Source organism: Cronobacter sp. JZ38, assembly GCF_008932145.1.
Classification (GTDB): domain Bacteria; phylum Pseudomonadota; class Gammaproteobacteria; order Enterobacterales; family Enterobacteriaceae; genus Cronobacter; species Cronobacter muytjensii.
In genome coordinates this window covers 2988199-3011597 of the sequence record NZ_CP017662.1, presented here as the reverse complement: position 1 = coordinate 3011597, position 23399 = coordinate 2988199, and the positions used below count along the sequence as shown (strand labels likewise).

Annotated in this window: 17 protein-coding genes and 1 pseudogene; 12 read left to right on the top strand and 6 right to left on the bottom strand. The window is 57.3% G+C overall.

Going from position 1 to position 23399, the window contains the following annotated elements:
• The first annotated feature begins 9 nt into the window (after positions 1-9).
• A complete protein-coding gene (gene ycaR / locus BJP61_RS14360; RefSeq protein ID WP_038863806.1) occupies positions 10-192 on the top strand; it encodes a protein YcaR in 183 nt (60 codons plus the stop codon).
• Positions 189-935, top strand: coding sequence for a 3-deoxy-manno-octulosonate cytidylyltransferase (gene kdsB / locus BJP61_RS14355; RefSeq protein ID WP_075193842.1), 747 nt, complete (start codon positions 189-191; stop codon positions 933-935). Before ycaR ends, kdsB begins: the two co-directional genes overlap by 4 nt.
• Positions 936-959: 24 nt before the next feature.
• On the opposite strand, the gene BJP61_RS14350 is transcribed toward kdsB, so the two are convergent.
• Positions 960-1445: an Lrp/AsnC family transcriptional regulator gene (locus tag BJP61_RS14350; protein ID WP_038863803.1), complete on the bottom strand. Its 486-nt coding sequence runs from the start codon at positions 1443-1445 to the stop codon at positions 960-962.
• A 126-nt stretch (positions 1446-1571) separates the two neighbouring features.
• Here BJP61_RS14350 and BJP61_RS14345 point away from each other — a divergent pair, with 126 nt between their 5' ends.
• Positions 1572-1994: a DUF2000 domain-containing protein gene (locus BJP61_RS14345; RefSeq protein WP_038863801.1), complete on the top strand. Its 423-nt coding sequence runs from the start codon at positions 1572-1574 to the stop codon at positions 1992-1994.
• A gap of 92 nt (positions 1995-2086) precedes the next feature.
• Complete coding sequence (locus tag BJP61_RS14340) at positions 2087-2980, top strand: YcbJ family phosphotransferase (RefSeq protein ID WP_038863799.1); 894 nt, start codon at positions 2087-2089, stop codon at positions 2978-2980.
• On the opposite strand, the gene elyC is transcribed toward BJP61_RS14340, so the two are convergent.
• The gene (elyC, locus tag BJP61_RS14335) at positions 2957-3736 is read right to left on the bottom strand and encodes an envelope biogenesis factor ElyC (protein WP_038863798.1); all 780 of its coding nucleotides are present in this window, start codon (positions 3734-3736) and stop codon (positions 2957-2959) included. The genes BJP61_RS14340 and elyC overlap by 24 nt on opposite strands.
• A 132-nt stretch (positions 3737-3868) precedes the next feature.
• Here elyC and cmoM point away from each other — a divergent pair, with 132 nt between their 5' ends.
• The 7 genes and pseudogenes from cmoM to BJP61_RS14300 all read left to right on the top strand — a co-directional run bounded on the left by cmoM (position 3869) and on the right by BJP61_RS14300 (position 14480).
• Entirely contained in the window at positions 3869-4648 is a 780-nt protein-coding gene (cmoM, locus tag BJP61_RS14330; RefSeq protein ID WP_038863797.1) for a tRNA uridine 5-oxyacetic acid(34) methyltransferase CmoM, read from the top strand.
• Between the two features lie 3 nt (positions 4649-4651).
• Positions 4652-5973: pseudogene (mukF, locus tag BJP61_RS14325) on the top strand (chromosome partition protein MukF).
• Positions 5954-6664 carry a chromosome partition protein MukE gene (gene mukE, locus BJP61_RS14320; protein WP_075193846.1) on the top strand — a complete coding sequence of 237 codons (711 nt, stop codon included), beginning with the start codon at positions 5954-5956 and terminating at the stop codon, positions 6662-6664. The pseudogene mukF and the gene mukE overlap by 20 nt, the downstream one beginning before the upstream one ends.
• Positions 6657-11105 (top strand): chromosome partition protein MukB, encoded by a 4449-nt coding sequence (mukB, locus tag BJP61_RS14315; protein WP_171999343.1) that lies wholly within the window; start codon positions 6657-6659, stop codon positions 11103-11105. The genes mukE and mukB overlap by 8 nt, the downstream gene beginning before the upstream one ends.
• Positions 11106-11259: 154 nt before the next feature.
• Positions 11260-13065: a L,D-transpeptidase gene (gene ldtD, locus BJP61_RS14310; RefSeq protein ID WP_171998590.1), complete on the top strand. Its 1806-nt coding sequence runs from the start codon at positions 11260-11262 to the stop codon at positions 13063-13065.
• A gap of 180 nt (positions 13066-13245) precedes the next feature.
• On the top strand, positions 13246-13794 hold the full coding sequence (locus BJP61_RS14305) for a YcbK family protein (RefSeq protein ID WP_032805302.1): 549 nt from the start codon (positions 13246-13248) through the stop codon (positions 13792-13794).
• A gap of 38 nt (positions 13795-13832) precedes the next feature.
• Positions 13833-14480: an MBL fold metallo-hydrolase gene (locus BJP61_RS14300; RefSeq protein WP_075193848.1), complete on the top strand. Its 648-nt coding sequence runs from the start codon at positions 13833-13835 to the stop codon at positions 14478-14480.
• A gap of 55 nt (positions 14481-14535) precedes the next feature.
• Here BJP61_RS14300 and BJP61_RS14295 read toward each other — a convergent pair whose 3' ends face one another.
• The 4 genes from BJP61_RS14295 to pncB form a co-directional block, all read right to left on the bottom strand.
• A complete protein-coding gene (locus tag BJP61_RS14295; protein WP_171998589.1) occupies positions 14536-15726 on the bottom strand; it encodes an amino acid aminotransferase in 1191 nt (396 codons plus the stop codon).
• Between the two features lie 185 nt (positions 15727-15911).
• Complete coding sequence (locus BJP61_RS14290; RefSeq protein ID WP_275940621.1) at positions 15912-17075, bottom strand: porin; 1164 nt, start codon at positions 17073-17075, stop codon at positions 15912-15914.
• 532 nt (positions 17076-17607) lie between these two features.
• A complete protein-coding gene (asnS, locus tag BJP61_RS14285) occupies positions 17608-19008 on the bottom strand; it encodes an asparagine--tRNA ligase (RefSeq protein WP_038863786.1) in 1401 nt (466 codons plus the stop codon).
• Positions 19009-19174: 166 nt separating this feature from the next.
• Positions 19175-20377, bottom strand: coding sequence for a nicotinate phosphoribosyltransferase (pncB, locus tag BJP61_RS14280; protein WP_038863785.1), 1203 nt, complete (start codon positions 20375-20377; stop codon positions 19175-19177).
• Between the two features lie 266 nt (positions 20378-20643).
• On the opposite strand from pncB, the gene pepN reads away from it, so the two are divergent.
• Positions 20644-23256: an aminopeptidase N gene (gene pepN, locus BJP61_RS14275; protein WP_171998588.1), complete on the top strand. Its 2613-nt coding sequence runs from the start codon at positions 20644-20646 to the stop codon at positions 23254-23256.
• The last annotated feature ends 143 nt before the right edge of the window (positions 23257-23399 follow it).

Below are 23399 nucleotides of genomic sequence, written 5' to 3'. Positions count from 1 at the left end.
GGAGGAACCATGGATCATCGTTTACTCGAAATCATCGCCTGCCCGGTTTGCACCGGCAAGCTCTACTTTAATCAGGAAAAGCAGGAGCTTATCTGTAAAGCCGACCGTCTGGCTTTCCCGCTACGCGACGGCATTCCGGTTCTGCTGGAAAATGAAGCCCGCTCGCTTGCCGCAGAAGAGACCAACCCATGAGTTTTGTGGTCATTATTCCCGCCCGTTACGCATCGACGCGTCTGCCGGGCAAGCCGCTTGTGGATATCAACGGCAAACCGATGATTGTGCACGTGCTGGAACGCGCGCGCGAATCGGGCGCTGAGCGAATCATTGTCGCGACCGACCACCCCGATGTCGCCCGCGCGATTGAAGCGGCAGGCGGCGAAGTCTGTATGACCCGCGCCGATCACCAGTCTGGCACCGAGCGTTTAGCGGAAGTCGTGGAGAAATGCGGTTTCGCCGATGATACGGTTATTGTGAACGTGCAGGGCGACGAGCCGATGATCCCGCCGGCGATTATTCGTCAGGTGGCGGAAAACCTGGCGGGCGCTCAGGCGGGTATGGCGACGCTGGCGGTACCGGTTCATGACGCGCACGAAGCGTTTAACCCGAACGCGGTGAAAGTGGTGATGGACGCGCAGGGCTACGCGCTCTACTTCTCTCGCGCCACCATTCCGTGGGATCGCGATCGTTTCGCGCAGTCGCGCGACGCTATCGGCGACAGCTTCCTTCGCCATATCGGTATTTACGGCTATCGTGCGGGTTTCATCCGCCGTTACGTTACCTGGCCTGCCAGCCCGCTTGAGCAGATTGAAATGCTGGAGCAGTTGCGCGTCCTGTGGCATGGCGAGAAAATCCATGTGGCCGTCGCCGAAGTCGTGCCGGGAACCGGCGTCGATACGCCTGAAGATCTTGAGCGCGTGCGCGCCGAGATGTGTTAACGAAAACCGGCCAAGGCCGGTTTTTTATTGCCGCCCTGCGGCGCTGACCGGCAGCGTCTGGAACGGTTTTATCTCCTTTAGCACAAACATACTTTGCATCTCTTTAATGCCCGGCAGACGGCGCAGTACCGACATGGCGAATTCTGCATAGGCATCGAGGTCGCGCGACACCACCTGTAACAGGAAATCGGCATCACCGCCGATGCTGTAGCAGGCGACAACATTTTCAAGCTCCATGACCTCCTGTTCAAAGCGTCGTGCCTGTGTCTCGCTGTGGCTGTCAATGCTTACGCGCACAAACACCATCACGCCAAGGCCGATTTTCCGACGGTCCAGCGCGGCGTGATAACCGAGGATAACCTTATCTTCTTCCAGCTTCTTCACCTTGCGCCAGCAGGGCGAAGGCGAAAGATTAACGGCATCCGCCAGCGCCTGGTTGGTTATGCGCGCGTCCTGTTGCAGCAGCGTCAGCAGGGTGATGTCAGCAGGTGCCAGCGTATCGTCAGACATAATTTTCCTTATTACCGAATTTAAAGGGTGATTTTACCCTTTAACCGCGCATTTTGGTGCATAAAAGAACATTTTTATCCGGCATTATCGGGCAGACTGTCCATAACAACTGACAGGGAGAAAAATATGCAATTCGATACCAGCCTGCATAAATGCACTATCGTCGTCGACCGCGCGCTGACGCCGGGCCTTGCCATGAATGCCGCCAGCGTGCTCGGCGTCTGCCTCGGGCGCAGGGTGGAGGCACTGGTCGGGCCGGATATGCTAAGCGCCGATGGCGTCGTCTACCCGGGGGTGATCCGCGCGCCGCTGCCGGTATTGCTCGGCGAGGGCAACACATTGCTGAGCCTCTTTAACGCCGCGCGAAACGATCCGCAGATTCTGGTGCTGCCCTTCAGCGCCCTGGCGCAATCGTGTAAAACCTGGGAGGAGTATGAGCGGCGAATCGCCGGAACCACCAGCGAGCAGACCGAACTGGCGGCGCTCGGGCTGGTCGGGCCGAAAAAGCACATCGCCCGGTTAACGGGCAACCTTCCGCTTTACCGTTAGCGTCAAACTGGCGAGGAATTGATCTCAGCAGATGACATCTGTCTTCAGGACGCCCATTATAAAAACAACAGCTTTTATAAGGGTAACGGCAAATGGATCAACTGCGTGCGGAACTCAGTCATCTGTTAGGTGAAAAACTCAGTCGGCTTGAATGCATCAGCGAAAAACCGGATACGGCGCTCTGGTCGCTGTATGACAGCAAAGGCAATCCGCTGCCGCTGCTGGCGCGAAGCTTTACCTCGCCCGGGCTTGCGCAACAGCAGGCCGGGAAAATGTCGATACTGGCGCGTTACGGCACGGTGCGTCTGCCGGTAGTGTACGGCGTGATGACCCACGAAGAACATCCGGGGCCGGATGTACTGCTGATGGAGCGTCTGCGCGGGGTGCCGGTGGAAGCGCCGGCGCGCACGCCGCAGCGCTGGGAGCAGTTGCAGGATCAGATAATCGAAGCGCTGTTAAGCTGGCACCGCGTCGACAGCCACGGCTGCGTGGGGAGCGTCGACAGCACCCAGGAAAATCTCTGGCCGTTCTGGTATCGCCAGCGGGTCGAGGTGCTCTGGAGCACGCTCAATCAGTATCAGAATACCGGCCTGACAATGCAGGATAAACGCATGCTGTTTCGTACGCGCGAATGCCTTGAGGGGATGTTCGCCGGGTTTAACGATAACTGCGTGCTGATCCACGGGAATTTCAATCTGCGCAGCATGTTGAAAGACGCGCGCAGCGATCAACTGCTGGCGATGGTCAACCCGGGCATCGTGCTCTGGGCGCCGCGCGAGTATGAGCTGTTCCGCCTTTTCGACACACCGCTTGCCGAAAGCCTCTTCTGGCGTTATCTCCAGCGCGCGCCGGTCGCGGAGTCCTTCCTCTGGCGCCGCTGGCTCTACGTGTTGTGGGATGAAGTGGCGCAACTGTTACAAACCGGCAAAATGAACCGCGCGGCGTTTAACACCGCATCGGAATCACTTCTGCCCTGGGTCGCCTGAACCCATGCCTTTCATCCACTGCCAGACGCGCCCGAGGATCTCATACCCGGCGCGTTCGCTATGCATCAGCCACAGCGAGGACGGATAAATACGCTCCCACGGATTAAGCGGCGACGTTATCGCCATCTGGTTGGCGGGCGCGGGGATCGGATTTAACCCCTGTCGCCTGAAGAAAATTACCGCGCGCGGCAGATGCGATGCCGAGGTAACCAGCAAAAACGGCTCCTTGCCCAGCGCTTTCGCGACAGCCGCCGCTTCTTCTTCCGTATCTCTGGGCGTATCAAGCGTAATGATGTCGCTACGCGGAACGCCTAAGCTTTCCGCCACGCGGGCGCCCGCTTCCGCCGTGCTCACCGGATTAGTAGTGGCTCGCGCGCCGGTAAAGACCATCTTCGCGCCGGGATTGGCCAGCCACAGCCGCACCCCTTCGGTCACCCGTGGCAGGCTGTTATTGATAAGATTCGAGCTGGGCGCCCATTTGTCGTTCCAGGTGTAGCCGCCGCCCAGCACCACAATATAATTCGCCTTTTCGCCGCGCCAGGTGGGGTAGTCATCTTCCACGGGTCTTAGCAGGCCGTCGGCGACCGGTTGCAGGCTCAATAGCAGCAAAACCAGCCAGCTTGCCGTCATTAACACTTTCCCGCTTTTCTTAAATCGCGTGAACCACAGCAGCGCCAGCGCGATGCCCATCATCAGCAGCAGAAACGGCAGCGGCAGCAGCAGCGCGCCGGTGATTTTTTTCAGAATAAAAAGCATCGGTTATGGGTCCTTTTTTAACCATACGGCAGGTAAAGGCTGCCTATCTTACGCCAGATGGGTTCATTCTCCCTCCGGCTGTGACAAAATAGCGGTTTTGCCGGATGCGCTTATCACCTGGAGAGTGTGCCCATGCGGGATCGCAATTTTGATGACATCGCCGAAAAGTTTGCGCGCAACATTTACGGTACAACAAAAGGCCAGTTGCGTCAGGCTATCCTCTGGCAGGATCTCGACGCGTTGTTAAGCGCCTTGCCCGACCGTCCACTGCGCGTGCTTGACGCCGGCGGCGGCGAGGGGCAAACCGCCTGTCGCCTCGCTGAGCGTGGCCATCAGGTGTTGCTGTGCGATCTCTCGGCGGAAATGATAGCCCGCGCTCGTCAGGCCGCCCAGGAGAAAGGTGTGAGCGGCAACATGCATTTTGTACAATGCGCCGCGCAGGACGCAGGTCAGCATTTGGAAAGCCCGGTTGATCTGATATTGTTTCACGCTGTGCTGGAATGGGTAGCCGATCCGCAGGCGGCGCTGCGCCATTTATGGCAATGCCTGGCGCCGGGCGGCGCGCTCTCGCTGATGTTCTACAACGCCAACGGCCTGCTGATGCACAACATGGTGGCAGGTAACTTCGCCTACGTGCAACAAGGCATGCCCAAAAAGAAAAAACGCACCCTTTCGCCGGATTACCCGCGCGAGCCGCAGCAGGTTTACCGCTGGCTTGAAGAGATGGGCTGGCAGATCCACAGCAAAACCGGCGTGCGGGTTTTCCATGACTATCTGCGTGAAAAACATCAGCAGCGCGACGAATACGAGACGCTGCTTGAGCTTGAAACGCGTTACTGCCGACAGGAGCCCTGGGTGAGCCTGGGCCGATACATCCATGTCACTGCGTTTAAGCCGGAGATCCAAGGATAAATTATGAGTACTTTTTCCCAGACAGTCCCTGAACTGGTTGCCTGGGCCAGGAAAAACGATTTCTCGATCCAGCTTCCGGTGGACAGACTGGCGTTTTTGCTGGCTATCGCCACGCTGAACGGTGAAAGGCTGGACGGCGAAATGAGCGAAGGGGAGCTGGTGGACGCGTTTCGCCACGTCAGCGACGCGTTTGAGCAATCCACAGAGACGGTCGCCCAGCGCGCCAACAACGCCATTAACGACATGGTGCGCCAGCGTCTGCTTAACCGCTTTACCAGCGAACAGGCGGAAGGCAACGCCATTTATCGCCTGACGCCGCTGGGTATCGGCATCACTGATTACTATATCCGCCAGCGTGAATTCTCCACGCTACGCCTGTCCATGCAGCTCTCGATCGTGGCCAGTGAACTCAAACGCGCTGCGGACGCTGCCCTGGAAGGGGCGATGAATTCCACTGGCACCGCAACGTTTACGCGCCGCTCAAATATTCGGTGGCAGAAATTTTCGACAGCATCGATCTCACTCAGCGCATCATGGACGAACAGCAACAGCTGGTAAAAGACGATATTGCCCAGTTGCTGAATAAAGACTGGCGCGCGGCGATCTCCAGCTGCGAACTGCTGCTGTCGGAGACCTCCGGCACGCTGCGTGAATTGCAGGATACGCTGGAGGCGGCGGGCGATAAGCTGCAGGCCAACCTGCTGCAAATTCAGGAAGCGACGCTTGGCCGTGACGATCTGCATTTCATCGACCGCCTGACGTATGACCTGCAAAGCAAGCTCGACCGTATTATCAGCTGGGGCCAGCAGGCGATTGACCTGTGGATCGGCTATGACCGTCACGTCCATAAATTTATCCGTACCGCGATTGATATGGATAAAAACCGCGTCTTTGCCCAGCGCCTGCGCCAGTCGGTACAGAACTATTTCGACGCGCCGTGGGCGCTCACCTACGCCAGCGCCGATCGTCTGCTCGATATGCGCGATGAAGAGATGACGCTGCGCGATGAAGAAGTCACCGGCGAACTCCCGCCGGATCTGGAATTTGAAGAGTTTAACGAGATCCGCGAACAGCTGGCGGCGATGATTGAAGCCCAGCTTGACGTCTACCGGGAACGCCAGCAGCCGCTCGACTTAAGCGTCGTGATGCGCGAATACCTGACTCAGTTCCCGCGGGCCCGTCATTTCGACGTGGCGCGCATTGTGGTAGACCAGGCAGTGCGTCTGGGCGTCGCTGAAGCGGACTTTACCGGGCTGCCGGCCAAATGGCAGCCGATTAATGATTATGGAGCCAAGGTACAGGCGAATGTCATCGACAAATATTGAACACGTGATGCCAGTGAAGCTGGCGCTGGCGCTCGCGAATCCGCTGTTTCCGGCGCTCGACAGCCAGTTGCGCGCCGGGCGTCACATTGGCCTGGATGAACTGGATAATCACGCCTTTCTGATGGACTTCCAGGGCGAGCTGGAAGAGTTCTACAGCCGCTATAACGTGGAGCTTATACGCGCGCCGGAAGGATTTTTCTATCTCCGTCCGCGTTCCACCACGCTCATCCCGCGCTCGGTGCTATCCGAGCTGGATATGATGGTCGGCAAAATCCTCTGCTATCTCTACCTGAGCCCCGAGCGGCTGGCGAACGAAGGCATCTTCACCCAGCAGGAGCTGTATGATGAGCTGCTGGCGCTGGCGGATGAGACCAGATTACTGAAGCTGGTGAATAACCGCTCAACCGGGTCGGATCTCGACCGTCAGAAGCTGCAGGAGAAAGTGCGCTCTTCCCTGAGCCGCCTGCGTCGTCTCGGTATGGTCTGGTTTATGGGCCATGACAGCAGCAAATTCCGCATCACTGAGTCGGTATTCCGCTTCGGTGCGGACGTGCGCGCCGGCGACGACCCGCGCGATGCGCAGCTGCGCATGATCCGCGACGGCGAAGCGATGCCGGTGGAAAACCACCTGCAGCTCAATGATGAGAACGACGATACCCAGCAGGATAACGCGGAGGATGACAATGATTGAACGCGGTAAGTTTCGCTCGCTAACGCTTATCAACTGGAACGGCTTTTTTGCCCGGACGTTTGATCTCGATGAACTGGTCACCACGCTGTCCGGCGGCAACGGCGCCGGGAAATCGACCACGATGGCGGCGTTTGTCACGGCATTGATCCCGGACCTCACGCTGCTGCACTTCCGTAATACTACCGAAGCGGGCGCGACCAGCGGCTCGCGCGATAAAGGCCTGCACGGCAAACTCAAAGCGGGCGTCTGTTATTCGGTGCTTGACGTCGTTAACTCGCGCCATCAGCGCGTGCTGGTGGGTGTGCGTCTGCAGCAGGTCGCCGGGCGCGATCGTAAAGTGGACATCAAACCGTTCGCTATTCAGGGCCTGCCGAGCGCCATGCTGCCGACGCAGCTCCTGACGGAAACCCTGAACGACCGTCAGGCGCGCGTGCTGAGCCTCAACGAACTGAAAGACAAAATTGATGCGATGGAAGGGGTGCAGCTTAAGCTGTTTAACTCCATTACCGATTACCACTCGTTGATGTTCGATCTGGGCGTGGTGGCGCGTCGTCTGCGCTCAGCATCCGATCGCAGCAAATATTACCGCCTGATTGAAGCGTCGCTCTATGGCGGTATCTCCAGCGCCATTACCCGCTCGCTGCGCGACTACCTGCTGCCGGAAAACGGCGGCGTGCGTAAGGCATTCCAGGATATGGAAGCGGCGCTGCGCGAAAACCGCATGACGCTGGAAGCGATTCGCGTGACCCAGTCGGACCGCGATCTGTTCAAGCACCTGATCTCCGAAGCCACCAACTACGTGGCGGCGGATTATATGCGACACGCCAATGAGCGCCGCATTCATCTTGACCAGGCGCTGGAGCTGCGCCGCGAGCTGTTCACCAGCCGCAAGCAGCTCGCTGCCGAACAATATAAACATGTCGATATGGCGCGCGAGCTCTCCGAGCACGCCGGTGCCGAAGGCGATCTCGAAACCGATTATCAGGCCGCGAGCGACCACCTCAATCTGGTGCAGACTGCGCTGCGCCAGCAGGAGAAAATTGAGCGCTACGACGCCGACCTTGAAGAGCTGCAAATTCGCCTGGAAGAACAGAGCGAAGTGGTGGCTGAAGCGGCCGAGCAGCAAGAAGAGAACGAGGCCCGCGCCGAAGCCGCCGAGCTGGAAGTTGACGAGCTCAAAAGCCAGCTTGCGGATTATCAGCAGGCGCTTGACGTCCAGCAGACCCGCGCTATCCAGTATCAACAGGCGCTGACCGCGCTGGAGCGTGCCCGTGAACTGTGCCATCTGCCGGATCTGACTGCCGAAAGCGCTGACGAATGGCTGGATACGTTCCAGGCGAAAGAGCAGGAGGCCACCGAGCGCCTGCTGTCGCTTGAGCAGAAAATGAGCGTCGCGCAGACCGCGCACAGCCAGTTCGAACAGGCTTATCAACTGGTCACATCCATTAACGGCCCGGTGAGCCGCGCTGAAGCGTGGAGCGTCGCGCGTGAACTGCTGCGCGACGCCAGTCAGCAGCGTCATCTGGCCGAACAGGTACAGCCGCTGCGCATGCGCCTTTCCGAACTGGAGCAGCGCCTGCGCGAACAGCAGGACGCCGAGCGTTTGCTGACTGAGTTCTGCAAGCGTCAGGGCAAAGATTACGATCCTGAAGATCTCGAAGCGCTCAATGAAGAGCTGGAAGCGCGCATCGCCGCGCTCTCCGACAGCGTTGCTCAGGCGGGCGAACAGCGCATGACGCTGCGTCAGGAACTGGAGCAGATCCAGAGCCGCGTGAAGACGCTCACCAGCCAGGCGCCCGTCTGGCTGGCGGCGCAAAACAGCCTTAACCAGATAAGCGAACAGAGCGGCGAGACGTTTGAGTCCGGCCAGCAGGTCACCGAATACCTTCAGCAGTTGCTGGAGCGCGAACGTGAAGCCATCGTCGAGCGCGACGAAGTAGGCGCGCGTAAGCGAGCGGTTGATGAAGAGATTGAACGCTTAAGCCAGCCGGGCGGGGCCGAAGACGCGCGTCTGAACGCGCTGGCGGAACGCTTTGGCGGCGTGCTGCTGTCTGAGATTTATGACGACGTCTCCCTTGAAGACGCGCCTTACTTCTCGGCGCTGTATGGCCCGTCGCGTCACGCGATTGTCGTGCCGGATCTCTCAAGGGTGCGCGAGCTCCTCGACGGCCTTGAAGAGTGCCCGGAAGATCTCTACCTGATAGAAGGTGACCCGCAGTCCTTCGATGACAGCGTTTTCAGCGTTGAAGAGCTGGAAAAAGCGGTAGTGGTGAAAGTCGCCGAGCGCCAGTGGCGCTACTCCCGCTTCCCGTCGTTGCCGCTGTTTGGCCGCGCCGCGCGAGAAAGCCGCATCGAGAACCTGCATGCCGAACGCGAAGCGCTCGCCGAACGTTACGCGACACTCTCTTTCGACGTGCAGAAAACCCAGCGTTTGCATCAGGCGTTTAGCCGCTTTGTCGGCCAGCATCTGGCCGTGGCGTTTGAGGCGGATCCGGAAGCGGAAATCCGCAAGCTCAACACGCGCCGCAGCGAAATCGAGCGTGCCATCAGCCAGCACGAAAACGACAACCAGCAACAGCGCGTGCAGTTTGAACAGGCAAAAGAGGGCGTCGCCCAGCTTAACCGCCTGCTGCCGCGCCTGAGCCTGCTGGCGGATGACAGCCTGGCGGACCGCGTTGATGAAATTCAGGAGCGTCTGGCGGAAGCCCAGGACGCTGCGCGCTTTATCTCCCAGCACGGCAGCGCGCTGGCGAAGCTTGAGCCGGTAGCCTCTGTCCTGCAAAGCGATCCGGAGCAGTTTGATCAGCTGAAACAGGATTACGAGCAGGCGCGCCAGACTCAGCGCGATGCCCGTCAGCAAGCCTTCGCGCTGAGCGAAGTAGTGCAGCGTCGCGCGCACTTCAGCTACAGCGACTCAGCGCAGATGCTCAGCGGCAATACCGATCTCAATGAAAAACTGCGCCAGCGTCTGGAGCAGGCGGAGGCCGAGCGTACCCGCGCCCGCGAAGCGTTGCGTACTCACGCGGCGAAGCTCAGCCAGTATCATCAGGTGCTGGCGTCGCTGAAAAGCTCGTTTGATACCAAAAAAGAGATGCTGGGCGATTTACAGCGCGAGCTTCAGGATATCGGCGTACGCGCCGATGCCAGCGCCGAAGAGCGCGCCCGCCAGCGTCGCGATGAACTGCATACGCGTCTTAGCAACAACCGCTCGCGCCGCAACCAGCTGGAAAAACAGCTGACGCTGTGCGAAGCGGAAATGGATAACCTGACCCGCAGCCTGAAACGCCTTGAGCGTAACTACCACGAGATGCGCGAACAGGTGGTGAGCGCGAAAGCGGGCTGGTGCGCGGTGATGCGTATGGTGAAAGACAACGGCGTCGAACGGCGCCTGCACCGTCGCGAACTGGCGTATCATTCCGGCGACGATTTGCGGTCGATGTCGGATAAAGCGCTCGGCGCGCTGCGCCTCGCGGTCGCGGATAACGAACATCTGCGCGACGTGCTGCGCCTGTCTGAAGATCCTAAACGTCCGGAACGTAAAATTCAGTTCTTCGTCGCGGTCTACCAGCATCTGCGCGAGCGTATCCGCCAGGATATCATCCGCACCGATGACCCGGTCGAGGCGATTGAGCAGATGGAGATTGAGCTGGGCCGCCTGACGGAAGAGCTTACGTCGCGCGAGCAGAAACTGGCGATAAGCTCCCGCAGCGTGGCGAATATTATTCGCAAAACCATTCAGCGCGAACAGAACCGTATCCGTATGCTTAACCAGGGGCTACAGAGCGTTTCTTTCGGGCAGGTCAACAGCGTGCGCCTGAACGTCAACGTACGTGAAAGCCATGCGACGCTGCTGGATGTACTCGCCGAACAACATGAACAGCACCAGGACTTGTTTAACAGTAACCGCCTGACCTTCTCCGAAGCGCTGGCGAAACTCTGGCAGCGCCTGAATCCGCAGATAGACATGGGCCAGCGCACTGCCCAGACCATCGGCGAAGAGCTGCTCGATTACCGCAATTATCTGGAGATGGAAGTCGAGGTTAACCGCGGCTCCGACGGCTGGCTGCGGGCGGAGAGCGGCGCGCTCTCGACCGGCGAGGCGATCGGCACCGGGATGTCGATTCTGGTGATGGTGGTCCAGAGCTGGGAAGATGAGTCGAGCCGTCTGCGCGGCAAAGATATTTCGCCATGTCGCCTCTTGTTCCTCGACGAAGCGGCGCGCCTTGACGCCCGTTCCATCGCCACGCTGTTCGAGCTGTGCGAGCGCCTGCAGATGCAGCTGATTATCGCGGCGCCGGAGAACATCAGCCCTGAAAAAGGCACGACCTATAAACTGGTGCGTAAAGTGTTCCAGAATCACGAACACGTGCATGTGGTGGGGCTGCGCGGTTTTGCCGCACCGCCAACGGAAGCGTTGCCGGGCGCGGCAGAAGTTTCGTAATGACATCACCATAAAGAGCGGGCTTCGGCCCGCTTTCTTTTTGGTCAGCAAATCTTTAAACTTCTTTACATTCGGTCAGGCAAATGGTTTTTTCTCTTTATATACTCAAAATAAGCCTGAGTGCCGAACTATTCTGAAAAACAGGGGGCAAGGGATGGTGCTTAACAATATGCATGGTTTTCGACGGTCAGCGTTGAGTTTGTGTCTGGCTCTCAGTATCGCTCCACTGTTTAACGCGTATGCCGACGAACCGGAACTGATCGCTACCGACAGCATCACCACGCTGAGCGCGCAGCCGATCGCGCTGTCGCCGGGCATGGTATTCCTCGCGGCAAACGCGGCGCCTGACGCCGCGAGCCGTCTTGCAAGCGCGCGCGCACAGCTCCAGGCGGCGCTGCCTGCAGGTTTTACGCCAGTCTATATGAACGCGCTGGTGGGCCTGTATGCCGCCCGCGATCTGAAGCCAATGTGGGAGAACCGCGACGCGGTTCAGGCGTTCCAGCAGCAGCTCGCGGAAGTGGCGCTCGCCGGTTTTCAGCCGCAGTTCACCGCCTGGGTGGAACAGCTGACAAACCCGGCGGTCACCGGCCTTGCCCGCGATATCGTGCTGAGCGACGCGATGGTCGGCTATCTGCATTTTATCTCCGGCATTCCAAGCCAGGGCAATCGCTGGCTCTACAGCGCTAAACCCTACAAACCAGAGCTGCCCGCGTTGACGGTGCTTAACCAGTGGCAGGTCGCGCTGGATAATGGCTCGGTTCCGGCATTTGTCCGCTCGCTGGCGCCGGCGCACCCGCAATACGCCGCAATGCACGCCTCGCTGCTGCAACTGGTCGCGGACACGCGCCCGTGGCCGCAGATGACCGGCAAAGAAAAACTACGCCCTGGCCAGTGGAGCAACGACATCCCGGCCCTGAAAGAAATTTTACAGCGTACGGGCATGCTGGATGGCGGCCCGGATATTGTCCTGCCGGGCGATAATAACGGCGTCGTCAGCCCGTCCGCCGCGCCGCAAACGGCCAGCCAGACCAGCGCGAAAAAACCGACCCGCGGGGTGTACGACAAAGAGCTGGTCGCGGCGGTGAAACGTTTCCAGAAATGGCAAGGGCTTGGCGCGGATGGCGTGATTGGCCAGTCGACCCGCGACTGGTTAAACGTGACGCCAGCCGAGCGCGCTGCGCTGCTGGCGCTCAATATTCAGCGCTTGCGCCTGCTGCCGGGCAAACTCGATACCGGCATTATGGTCAATATTCCGGAATATTCGCTGGTCTATTACCAGAACGGCAATCAGGTGCTGGCGTCGCGGGTGATTGTCGGCCGTCCGGATCGTAAAACGCCGCTGATGAGCAGCGCGCTGAATAACGTAGTGGTGAATCCGCCGTGGAACGTGCCGCCAACGCTTGCGCGCAAAGACATTCTGCCGAAAGTCTGGAACGATCCGGGTTATCTTGAAAGCCACGGCTATACGGTGCTGAACGGCTGGAGCAGCAACGCTGAGGTCGTGGATCCGTGGATGGTGGACTGGGCGACGATTACGCCGTCGAACCTGCCGTTCCGGTTCCAGCAGGCGCCGGGCGCGCATAACTCGCTGGGGCGTTATAAGTTCAACATGCCAAGCTCAGATGCTATTTATCTGCACGACACGCCGAACCATAATCTGTTCCAGCGCGACGCGCGGGCGCTCAGCTCCGGCTGCGTGCGCGTGAATAAAGCCTCAGAGCTTGCCAATATGCTGCTGCAGGATGCGGGCTGGAATGATTCGCGTATTTCGCAGACGCTGAAAGAGGGGAATACGCGTTACGTAAATATTCCGCAGACCATTCCGGTGAACCTCTATTATCTGACCGCGTTTATTGGTGAAGACGGACGTCCGCAATATCGTACAGATATTTACAATTATGATCACACCGCGCGATCGGGCGCACAAATTCTCCCGAAAGTGGAACAACTCATCCGCTAACAGGTTTAATTCCGCGGACTTAACCTGCTCAATATGAACATAAAACGGGCCAAACGTGAAAAAAGGCCCGTTATTCCTGGCTTTGACCTGTATTGACTCCCCCCCGGCTGGCGGTTAAGGTGCCTCTCGTGCGCCAGAAGTGCATAGTTATTGTTCATATTGATTGTAGACCTGAATATCATGGATAAAATTGACGCTCACCGCCGCAAACTGCTGGCGTTTGGCGGCGCCGCTTTAGGCGCTGCAATACTGCCCACGCCTGCGTTTGCTACTCTGTCGACGCCGCGACCGCGTATTCTTACGCTGAATAACTTACATACCGGCGAATCGATTAAGGCCGAATTTTTCGATGGCCGGGGCTATATTCAGGATGAATTAGCAAAGCTTAACCATTTCTTTCGTGATTACCGGGCAAATAAGGTAAAAGCGATCGACCCCCGTTTATTTGACCAGCTGTTCCGTTTGCAGGGCCTGCTCGGCACCCGCAAGCCGGTACAGCTGATCTCCGGCTATCGCTCCGTTGATACCAATAACGAGCTGCGATCCAAAAGCCGCGGCGTGGCAAAGCACAGCTACCACACCAAAGGCCAGGCGATGGATTTTCATATCGAAGGTATTTCGTTAAGCAATATTCGCAAAGCGGCGTTATCTCTGCGCGCCGGTGGTGTAGGATACTACCCCAGCAGTAACTTTGTGCATATTGATACCGGGCCGCTAAGGCACTGGTAATTAACGACCCCGGCAGCGCGCCGGGTAAAAGGAGCGGTATGAACTATCATATTATTCCGGTAACGGCGTTCGCCCAGAACTGCTCGTTAATCTGGTGTGAGGAGACGCAACAGGCAGCCCTGGTGGACCCCGGCGGCGACGCGCAGCGTATCAAGGAAGAGGTCGCTCAGAAGGGCGTCACGCTGCAGCAGATCCTGTTGACACATGGTCACCTTGACCATGTCGGCGCGGCGGCAGAGCTTGCGGCGCACTACGACATCCCCATTATCGGCCCGGAAAAAGAAGATGAGTTCTGGCTGCAGGGCTTACCGGCCCAGAGCCGTATGTTCGGGCTCGATGAGTGTCAGCCGCTGACGCCAGACCGCTGGCTCAATGAAGGCGACACGGTGAGCGTTGGCAATATTTCGCTTAGCGTGCTGCACTGTCCGGGCCACACGCCGGGCCATATCGTCTTTTTCGACGCGCAGTCACGTCTGCTGGTTTCCGGCGACGTGATATTCAAAGGCGGGGTGGGGCGCAGCGATTTTCCGCGCGGCGATCACGGTCATCTGATCGATTCCATCAAGCGTAAGCTGCTGCCGCTCGGCGATGACGTCACCTTTATTCCTGGCCACGGCCCGATGTCCACGCTCGGTCATGAGCGTCTGCATAATCCTTTCCTGCAGGATGAAATGCCGGTCTGGTAATTTGCCTCCAACAAAAAGGGCCGCTCAGTGCGGCCCTTTTGCTTTTACGCTCTCATTACAGCACAGCGACAATGGCTTCGCACAGCGGCGCCATGTTATCCGGCGTCATGCCCGCCACGTTGACACGGCCTGATGCGACCGCGTACACACCAAACTCCTCACGCAGACGCAGCACCTGCTCTTTGGTCAGACCGCTGAAGGAGAACATGCCGTTCTGTTTGGTGATAAAGCTGAAATCGCGGTTCGCGCCTTTCTCGGCCAGCGTGTTCACAAACAGCTGACGCATACGCTGGATGCGCTGGCGCATATCGGTCAGTTCCTGCTCCCACATGGTGCGCAGCGCGTCATTGCTGAGAATGGTCGCGACCACGGAGGCTCCGTGCGCCGGCGGGTTTGAGTAGTTGGCGCGAATGCAGGATTTCATCTGGCTGAATGCGCGATCGGCCGCCTCGGCATCCGCCGCCACCAGCGTACAGGCGCCCACGCGCTCGTTGTACAGACCGAAGTTTTTCGAGAACGAGCTCGCGACAATAAGCTCTTTATGCAGGGCGACGAATGCGCGCAGGCCTTCGGCGTCTTCTTCCAGACCACGGGCGAAGCCCTGATAGGCGAAGTCGAACAGCGGCAGCCAGCCTTTCTCAACGGACAGCTTCGCCAGCTGTTCCCACTGCTCAAGCGTCGGATCGATGCCGGTCGGGTTGTGGCAGCAGCCGTGGAACAGCACCACGTCGCCTGCCTGGGCGTCCTGCAGGCTGTTTAACAGGCCGTCGAAATCGAGCGTGTGGTTGGCGGCGTCGTAATAGGCGTATTCACGCACTTCCAGACCGGCGGAGTTAAACACGCCTTTATGGTTCGGCCAGCTCGGGTTAGAGACCCAGACGCGTTTCACGTCGGTGTTTTTCGCGAGGAAATCCGCCGCGACGCGCAGCGCGCCGGTGCCGCCTGGAGTCTGCGCGGTGCGGGCGCGTTTGTCGCTGATAACCGGGCTTGCTTTACCGAACAGCAATTCCTGCGTGCAGCGGCCGAATTCGGGAATACCGTCAATGCCGAGGTAGTTTTTGGTGGTTTCATTTTCCAGCAGATATTGTTCTGCTTTTTTAACGCTGGTCAGAACCGGGGTCTTACCGGTTTCATCCTTGTAAACACCAATGCCTAAATTAATTTTGGTCGGGCGGTCGTCGGCACGAAACAGATCGGCCAGGCCAAGGATCGGGTCGGCTGGGGCGGCGGTAATGTTCTCAAACATGACGAGGTTCCATTGTGATTTCAGAAGGGAAATTCGCTATCAGGTTAACGGGAGATTTACAAAATGCCAACCGTTTGCCCGGAAAAGTTACTTGGATCGCAAAAGTCGGCAGAATTTTCTTTTACCCATAAAAAAACAGGGCCGAAGCCCTGTTTTTTCGCTATCAGACAACAAGGTTGTGCTGATTAGAACTGGTAAACTGCCGCCAGGCCCAGCTGGTCGTCGGTACCAACCCAGCCGCCGCCAGTGCGTTCAGCCTGGTCTTCGTCCAGCAGGTTGATACGGTAGTCAGCAGATACGCTGAAGTTTTTGTTGAAGTAGTAAGCAGTACCAACTTCGATGTATTTAGCCAGGTCAGCATCGCCACCGGTAAAGCCAGAACCGTTGTAAGGGTTCGCGCTCAGGTCCTTACCTTTAGACTGTACGTAAGAAATGGACGGACGCAGACCGAAGTCGAACTGGTACTGAGCAATCACTTCAAAGTTCTGGGTTTTGTTCGCTACGTTGTAGTACTCATCCGGATAGGATGTAGCAGAAGAAGTATTGTCAGCATAGCTGTTAGCCAGAATGCTCATGTTACGCGTTTCTGCATACACTGCTGCCAGGTACAGGTTGTTTGCATCGTACTTCGCGCCGAAAGCCCATGCTTCGGCTTTATCGCCTTTACCGTCATCTTTTTGATCAAGAGTACGGTTAGCGTTGCTGTATGCACCGATAACGCTGAAGCCTTCACCGAAATCATAACCCAGTGAGTAACCTACGCCGTCGCCGTTAGCGCGACGGAGATCATCACGTTCGTTTTTACCCTGGTACTGAATGGCAAAGCTCAGGCCATCGGCCAGGCCAAAGAAATTGCTGTTACGGTAGGTCAGCAGGCCAGTAGAACGACTGGTCATAAAGTTATCGGTATAACCGCCACCCCAGGTTTCACCAGACCAGGTCGGTGCCATATCGGTGAAGGATTCTACGTCATAAACAACACCGTAGTTACGGCCGTAATCAATAGAACCTGCATCAGCGAATTTCAGACCAGCAAAAGCCAGACGTGTACGGCTGGAGTTGTTGGCACCCTGCTCAGCTTCCGCGTCGCTAGCATAGGTACGGTATTCCCACTGGCCGAAACCAGTAATCTGATCGTTGATCTGGGTTTCGCCTTTGAAGCCCAGTTGAGCATAAGTGGCATCGGCGTTATTGGTGTTATCGCCAGAGGTCACGAAATCATGCTCGGCGTTTACTTTACCGTAAAGATCCAGTTTGTTGCCGTTTTTGTTATAGATTTCAGCAGCGTTTGCTGCACCGGCTACCAGCAGGGCAGGGATAACCACTGCCAGGATATTGCGCTTCATCATTATTTATTACCCTCATTGGTTTTTTTGAACACCTGCCACTGCCGTCAATAATTCATTACGGAACTATTGATGAGAGTTTGGTGTCTTTCTGTGTCTGTCTGGCATCTTTCCATTCATATAATCGTTTCGCTACACGGAAAGTGCTACAAATGTCTAAATCAGGTAACAAAAAGAAATATTGTGTAAGAATTTATTAATGGAAGGGAACTTTGTGAGAGACCTCAAATTTATTACTTAAGTGAATAAATTTCGCCCATTCCTTTCTTATATATATGAAAAACTTATCATTAATTTGTCTAAGCTGCATTTTTATACAATTGTAAGCGCAAGGCGAGTTTTACTGGATAAGCCGGATAGAAGTCCGGATGTCTGTGGAAGATGTGTCCAAATGTGCTATAGCGAAGCGGTATAAAAATTCGCCATCAGAGAAATGATTAATTTTTATACAAACGAAAATGAACGGGAAATGTAATAAAAAATGGACAACAGGCGAGCGGGCAGAAAAAGGGCCAGCAAGCTGGCCCTGTAAAACTCAGAAATTCGCGTTGCGCGGGGTACGCGGGAAGGGAATGACATCACGCACGTTCTGAACGCCAGTCACATAGGCGATTAGACGTTCAAAGCCAAGACCAAAACCGGCGTGCGGCACGGTGCCGTAACGGCGCAGGTCGCGATACCACCAGTAGTCTTCTTTATTAAGGCCCATCTCTTCCATACGCGCGTCCAGCACGTCAAGGCGCTCTTCACGCTGGGATCCGCCGATGATTTCACCGATACCTGGCGCAAGAACGTCCATCGCCGCCACGGTTTTGCCATCTTCGTTAAGACGCATATAGAACGCCTTGATGTCTTTCGGGTAGTTTTTCACGACAACCGGCGCTTTAAAGTGTTTCTCGGCGAGATAACGCTCATGCTCGGACGCCAGATCCACACCCCAGTAGACCGGGTTCTCGAATTTCTCGCCGCATTTCTCAAGGATGGCGACCGCGTCGGTGTAATCCACCTGCGCGAAGTCGGCAGAAATGAAACGCTCCAGGCGATCAATCGCTTCTTTATCCACGCGTTCGGCGAAGAACTTCATGTCATCCATGCGTTCGTCCAGCACGGCTTTGAAGACATATTTCAGCATCGCTTCCGCGAGACCCGCCACGTCGTTCAGGTTAGCGAACGCGACTTCCGGCTCCAGCATCCAGAACTCGGCCAGGTGGCGGCTGGTGTTGGAGTTTTCGGCGCGGAACGTCGGGCCGAAGGTGTAAATTTTCGACAGCGCGCAGGCGTAAGTTTCGCCGTTCAGCTGGCCGGAAACGGTCAGGAACGCTTCTTTGCCGAAGAAGTCTTTATCGAAATCGATTTTGCCCTGGCCATCGCGCGGCAGGTTTTCCAGATCCAGCGTCGAGACGCGGAACATCTCACCGGCGCCTTCGGTATCGGAAGCGGTAATCAGCGGGGTAGATACCCAGAAAAAGCCCTGCTCGTGGAAGAAACGGTGCAGCGCCTGCGCCAGCGTATGACGCACGCGGGCAACCGCGCCGATAAGGTTGGTGCGCGGACGCAGATGCGCGACCTCACGCAGGTACTCGATGCTGTGGCGCTTGGCCGCCATCGGGTAGGTGTCCGGATCGTCCACCCAGCCGGTGACTTCTACCTGGGTCGCCTGCAGCTCGAAGCTCTGGCCTTCGCCCGGGGATTCGACCACCTTGCCGGTGACGATAACCGAGCAGCCCGTCGTGAGGTGCAGCACCTCTTCATTATAATTGGGCAGAGAATTATTGATGACAGCCTGTATCGGATCAAAGCAGGAACCGTCATAAACGGCGAGGAAGGAGATGCCAGCTTTTGAATCTCTTCGGGTACGCACCCACCCGCGCACGGTGACTTCACTGTCAACGGCAACGCGGCCCTGGAGTACGTCGGCTACAGGCACAACGCTCATAATTATCTCTCTGGTTAATGGTCAAAAATAACATTTTCCACCCGGACGGGGGGATATCTATGTTACCTGGCATACGCCATCAGACAAGCAGAATTCGCGATGCGGGAAAAAGAAATCGGAAACGGGCAGGGAAAGCAGGGAGCGCGCGGCTCCCTGAGGGAAAACATCAGCTTGCTTTTCGCACCTGCGGCAGGTCGAACGCTTTGCGCAGCGCGCGCACAAACGCTTTGTCGTGACAGATGGTTTTGCCAGGGCTGTCGGAAAGCTTCGCGACCGGGCGGCCGTTACACTCCACGAGCTTAATCACGATATTCAGCGGCTTAACATGCGGAATATCGCAGGTCAGGCGGGTGCCGATGCCAAAGCCAAGTTTCACGCGGTCGGCGAAGTGGCGGTAGAGTTCAATGGCTTTCGCGAAATCGAGATTATCAGAGAAAATCAGCGTTTTGCTGAGCGGATCAATGCCGAGCTGCTGATAATGGGCGATGGCTTTTTCGCCCCACTGCACCGGGTCGCCGGAGTCGTGGCGCAGCCCCTGATAACGCCCGGCGAATTCCGGGCCGAAATCGCGCAGGAAAGCGTCCATCGTAATGCAGTCGGTGAGCGCGATGCCAAGCATATCCGGGTATTCATCAAGCCATGCCTGCAAGGCGGCAATCTGGCTGTTGGCGAGGTCAGGGCTGATTTGCTGATGCGCCTGGAACCATTCATGCGCCTGCGTGCCCATCGGCGTCAGGGAGAGACGGCGGGCGAGATCGTAGTTGCTGGTGCCGATAAACCACGGCTCCTGCTGGAGACGCTCGACAATCGCCTGCTGCACCTCACGCGAGAAGCGACGCCGGGTGCCGAAATCCATCAGGCGGAACGCGCTGAGATCCAGCCCGTCGGTCATGGCGCGGAAATCCTGCAATTTGACTTCCAGATGCGCCAGCGCCTGCTCAACGCTCGCTTCCGGTGAACGGTAGCGATGCACCAGTTCGCTTATTACCGCCAGCAGCGGTACTTCCCACATAATCACTTCGCGCCACGGGCCGCTTAAGCGAATATCAAGCTTGCCGCCCTCGTTGCGGATCTGCACCTGCGACGGGTCGTAGCGGAAATTTTTCAGCCACGCTAAATAGTCCGCTTTGAAAAACGGTAGGCCCGAGAGCCACTGAAACTCCGCGTCAGAAAGCGCCAGATGCTGCATGGCATCGACCTGTTCGCGGATTGCCTCAGCATAAATGCCCAACAGATCGTCACCCCGGCAGCGAAATTCCGCTGCGACATGCACGTCATAATAGTGGTGAAAAACCGCCTGCTGCATATGCAGCTTATAGGCGTCCGTATCCAGCAGCGTTTGCAATAGGGGGGAAGCGTATTGTGTCATGGTGCGAACTGGCATCCTCTCACAGGCGCGTGTCTATCAGTGGCATAAGCAGATAAAGACGCAGGAGTATACCCTGATTATCGGTTTATTGAAGCAGGATCACAACACAACCGGCGAAGCGGGTCGAGGGCAATTTGTGCCGCATGTTACTTAAATGTAGCAATCTGCCCGGTAGCCCCTGAAAAGTGAAAGATTCTGCGTGGCAACATTAACGCAACAGGAATAGACTGGAGACGTAACCATACGGACCCTGGATAAGGTTTTTTATGACTCAACAGCCACAAGCAAAATACCGCCACGACTATCGTGCGCCGGATTACCTGATTACCGATATTGATCTGACCTTCGACCTCGACGCCGCCAGAACGCGGGTCACGGCAGTCAGTCAGGTCAACCGCCGCGTGGCGGAGAACGCGCCGCTGCGTCTGGACGGCGAAGACCTTACCCTGATTTCGGTCGACGTGGATGGCAAACCCTGGCCGCATCACCGCCTGGAAGAGGGCGCGCTGGTGCTGGAAAACCTGCCTGAGCGCTTCACGCTAACCATCGTCAATGACATCCATCCGGCAACGAATACGGCGCTCGAAGGACTTTATCAGTCCGGCGTGGCGCTCTGCACCCAGTGCGAAGCGGAAGGTTTCCGTCATATTACCTGGTATCTGGACCGCCCGGACGTGCTGGCGCGCTTCACGACCAAAATCATCGCCGATAAAGCGACCTACCCGTATCTGCTCTCGAATGGCAACCGCGTGGCGCAGGGCGAACTGGACGATGGCCGCCACTGGATGCAGTGGGAAGATCCCTTCCCGAAACCGTGCTACCTGTTTGCGCTGGTGGCAGGCGATTTCGACGTGCTGCGCGATACCTTCACCACCCGTTCCGGACGTGACGTGGCGCTGGAGCTGTATGTGGATCGCGGCAATCTGGACCGCGCCAGCTGGGCGATGACCTCGCTCAAAAACTCCATGAAATGGGACGAAGAGCGTTTCGGTCTGGAGTACGATCTCGACATTTATATGATTGTCGCCGTCGATTTCTTCAACATGGGCGCGATGGAGAACAAAGGGCTTAACGTCTTTAACTCTAAATTCGTGCTGGCGCGTGCCGAAACCGCGACCGATAAAGACTATCTCAATATTGAGCGCGTTATCGGCCATGAATATTTCCACAACTGGACCGGCAACCGCGTCACCTGCCGCGACTGGTTCCAGTTGAGCCTGAAAGAAGGTCTGACGGTGTTCCGTGACCAGGAATTCAGCTCTGACCTCGGCTCCCGCGCGGTCAACCGCATCAGCAACGTGCGCACCATGCGCGCGATGCAGTTCGCCGAAGACGCAAGCCCGATGGCGCACCCGATTCGCCCGGACATGGTCATCGAAATGAACAACTTCTACACCCTGACCGTGTATGAGAAAGGGTCGGAAGTGATCCGCATGCTCCACACGCTGCTTGGCGAAACGAATTTCCAGAAAGGCATGCAGCTCTATTTCGAGCGTCACGACGGCAGCGCGGCTACCTGCGACGATTTCGTGCAGGCGATGGAAGACGCGTCCAATGTCGATCTTTCACATTTCCGTCGCTGGTACAGCCAGTCCGGCACGCCGATTGTTACCGTGCAGGATGACTACAATCCGCAAACCGAGCAGTACACGCTGACCCTAAGCCAGCGCACGCCGCCGACGGCGGACCAGCCGGAAAAACTGCCGTTGCATATTCCGTTCGACATCGAACTGTATGACAACGAAGGCAACGTCATTCCGCTGCAAAAAGATGGCCACCCGGTACATCACGTGCTGAACCTGACGCAGGCGGAGCAGACGTTTGTTTTCGATAACGTTTACTTCCAGCCGGTGCCGTCACTGCTGCGTGAATTCTCCGCGCCGGTGAAACTGGAATATAAATGGAGCGATCAGCAACTGACGTTCCTGATGCGCCACGCGCGTAACGATTTCTCGCGCTGGGACGCGGCTCAGAGCCTGCTCGCGACCCATATCAAACTGAACGTGGCGCGTTATCAGCAGCAACAGCCGCTGTCGCTGCCGCTGCATGTGGCGGACGCCTTCCGCGCGATCCTGCTTGATGAAACCATCGATCCGGCGCTGGCGGCGGAGATCCTGACGCTGCCGTCACAAAATGAAATCGCCGAGCTGTTCCAGATCATCGATCCGCAGGCTATTGCGGCGGTGCACGACGCGCTGACCCGCACGCTCGCCACTGAGCTTGCCGATGAACTGCTGGCGGTTTACAACGCGCATAAGCTCACCGGTTACCGTATCGATCATGCAGATATTGGCAAACGCGCGTTGCGTAACACCTGCCTGCACTATCTGGCCTTCGGCGACGCGCAGCTGGCCGATAAGCTGGTTGCGACGCAGTATCACGACGCTGACAACATGACTGACGCGCTGGCAGCGCTGGCTGCGGCCGTCGCCGCACAGCTGCCGGGACGCGACGCGCTGCTCGCCGAATATGACGACAAGTGGCACCACGACGGTCTGGTCATGGATAAGTGGTTTATGCTGCAGGCGATGAGCCCGGCGAAAGATGTGGTCAGCACGGTGCGTGCCCTGCTGGAGCACCGCTCGTTCAGCCTCGGCAATCCGAACCGCGTACGTGCGTTGGTCGGCGCATTCGCCACCAACAACCCGGCGGCGTTCCATGCCGAAGATGGCAGCGGCTATCGCTTCCTGGTGGAGATGCTGACCGAGCTCAACACCCGCAACCCGCAGGTGGCGTCGCGTCTGATTGAGCCGCTAATCCGTCTGAAGCGTTATGACGCCAAACGTCAGGCGTTGATGCGTACGGCGCTGGAGGAGCTGAAAGCGCTGCCGAAGCTCTCTGGCGACCTGTATGAAAAGGTGAGCAAAGCGCTGGCGTGATGCGGTTGTTGAAGTGAGGAGGGTGGGCGCGCTTCGCTTATCCGCCTTACAGATAAAACGCGTGTATTCACAGGGCGGGTGAGCGTAGCGCACCCGCCTTCTTTATATAAAACTTTCGCGTTCTGTAAATAACCGTCTTTCTT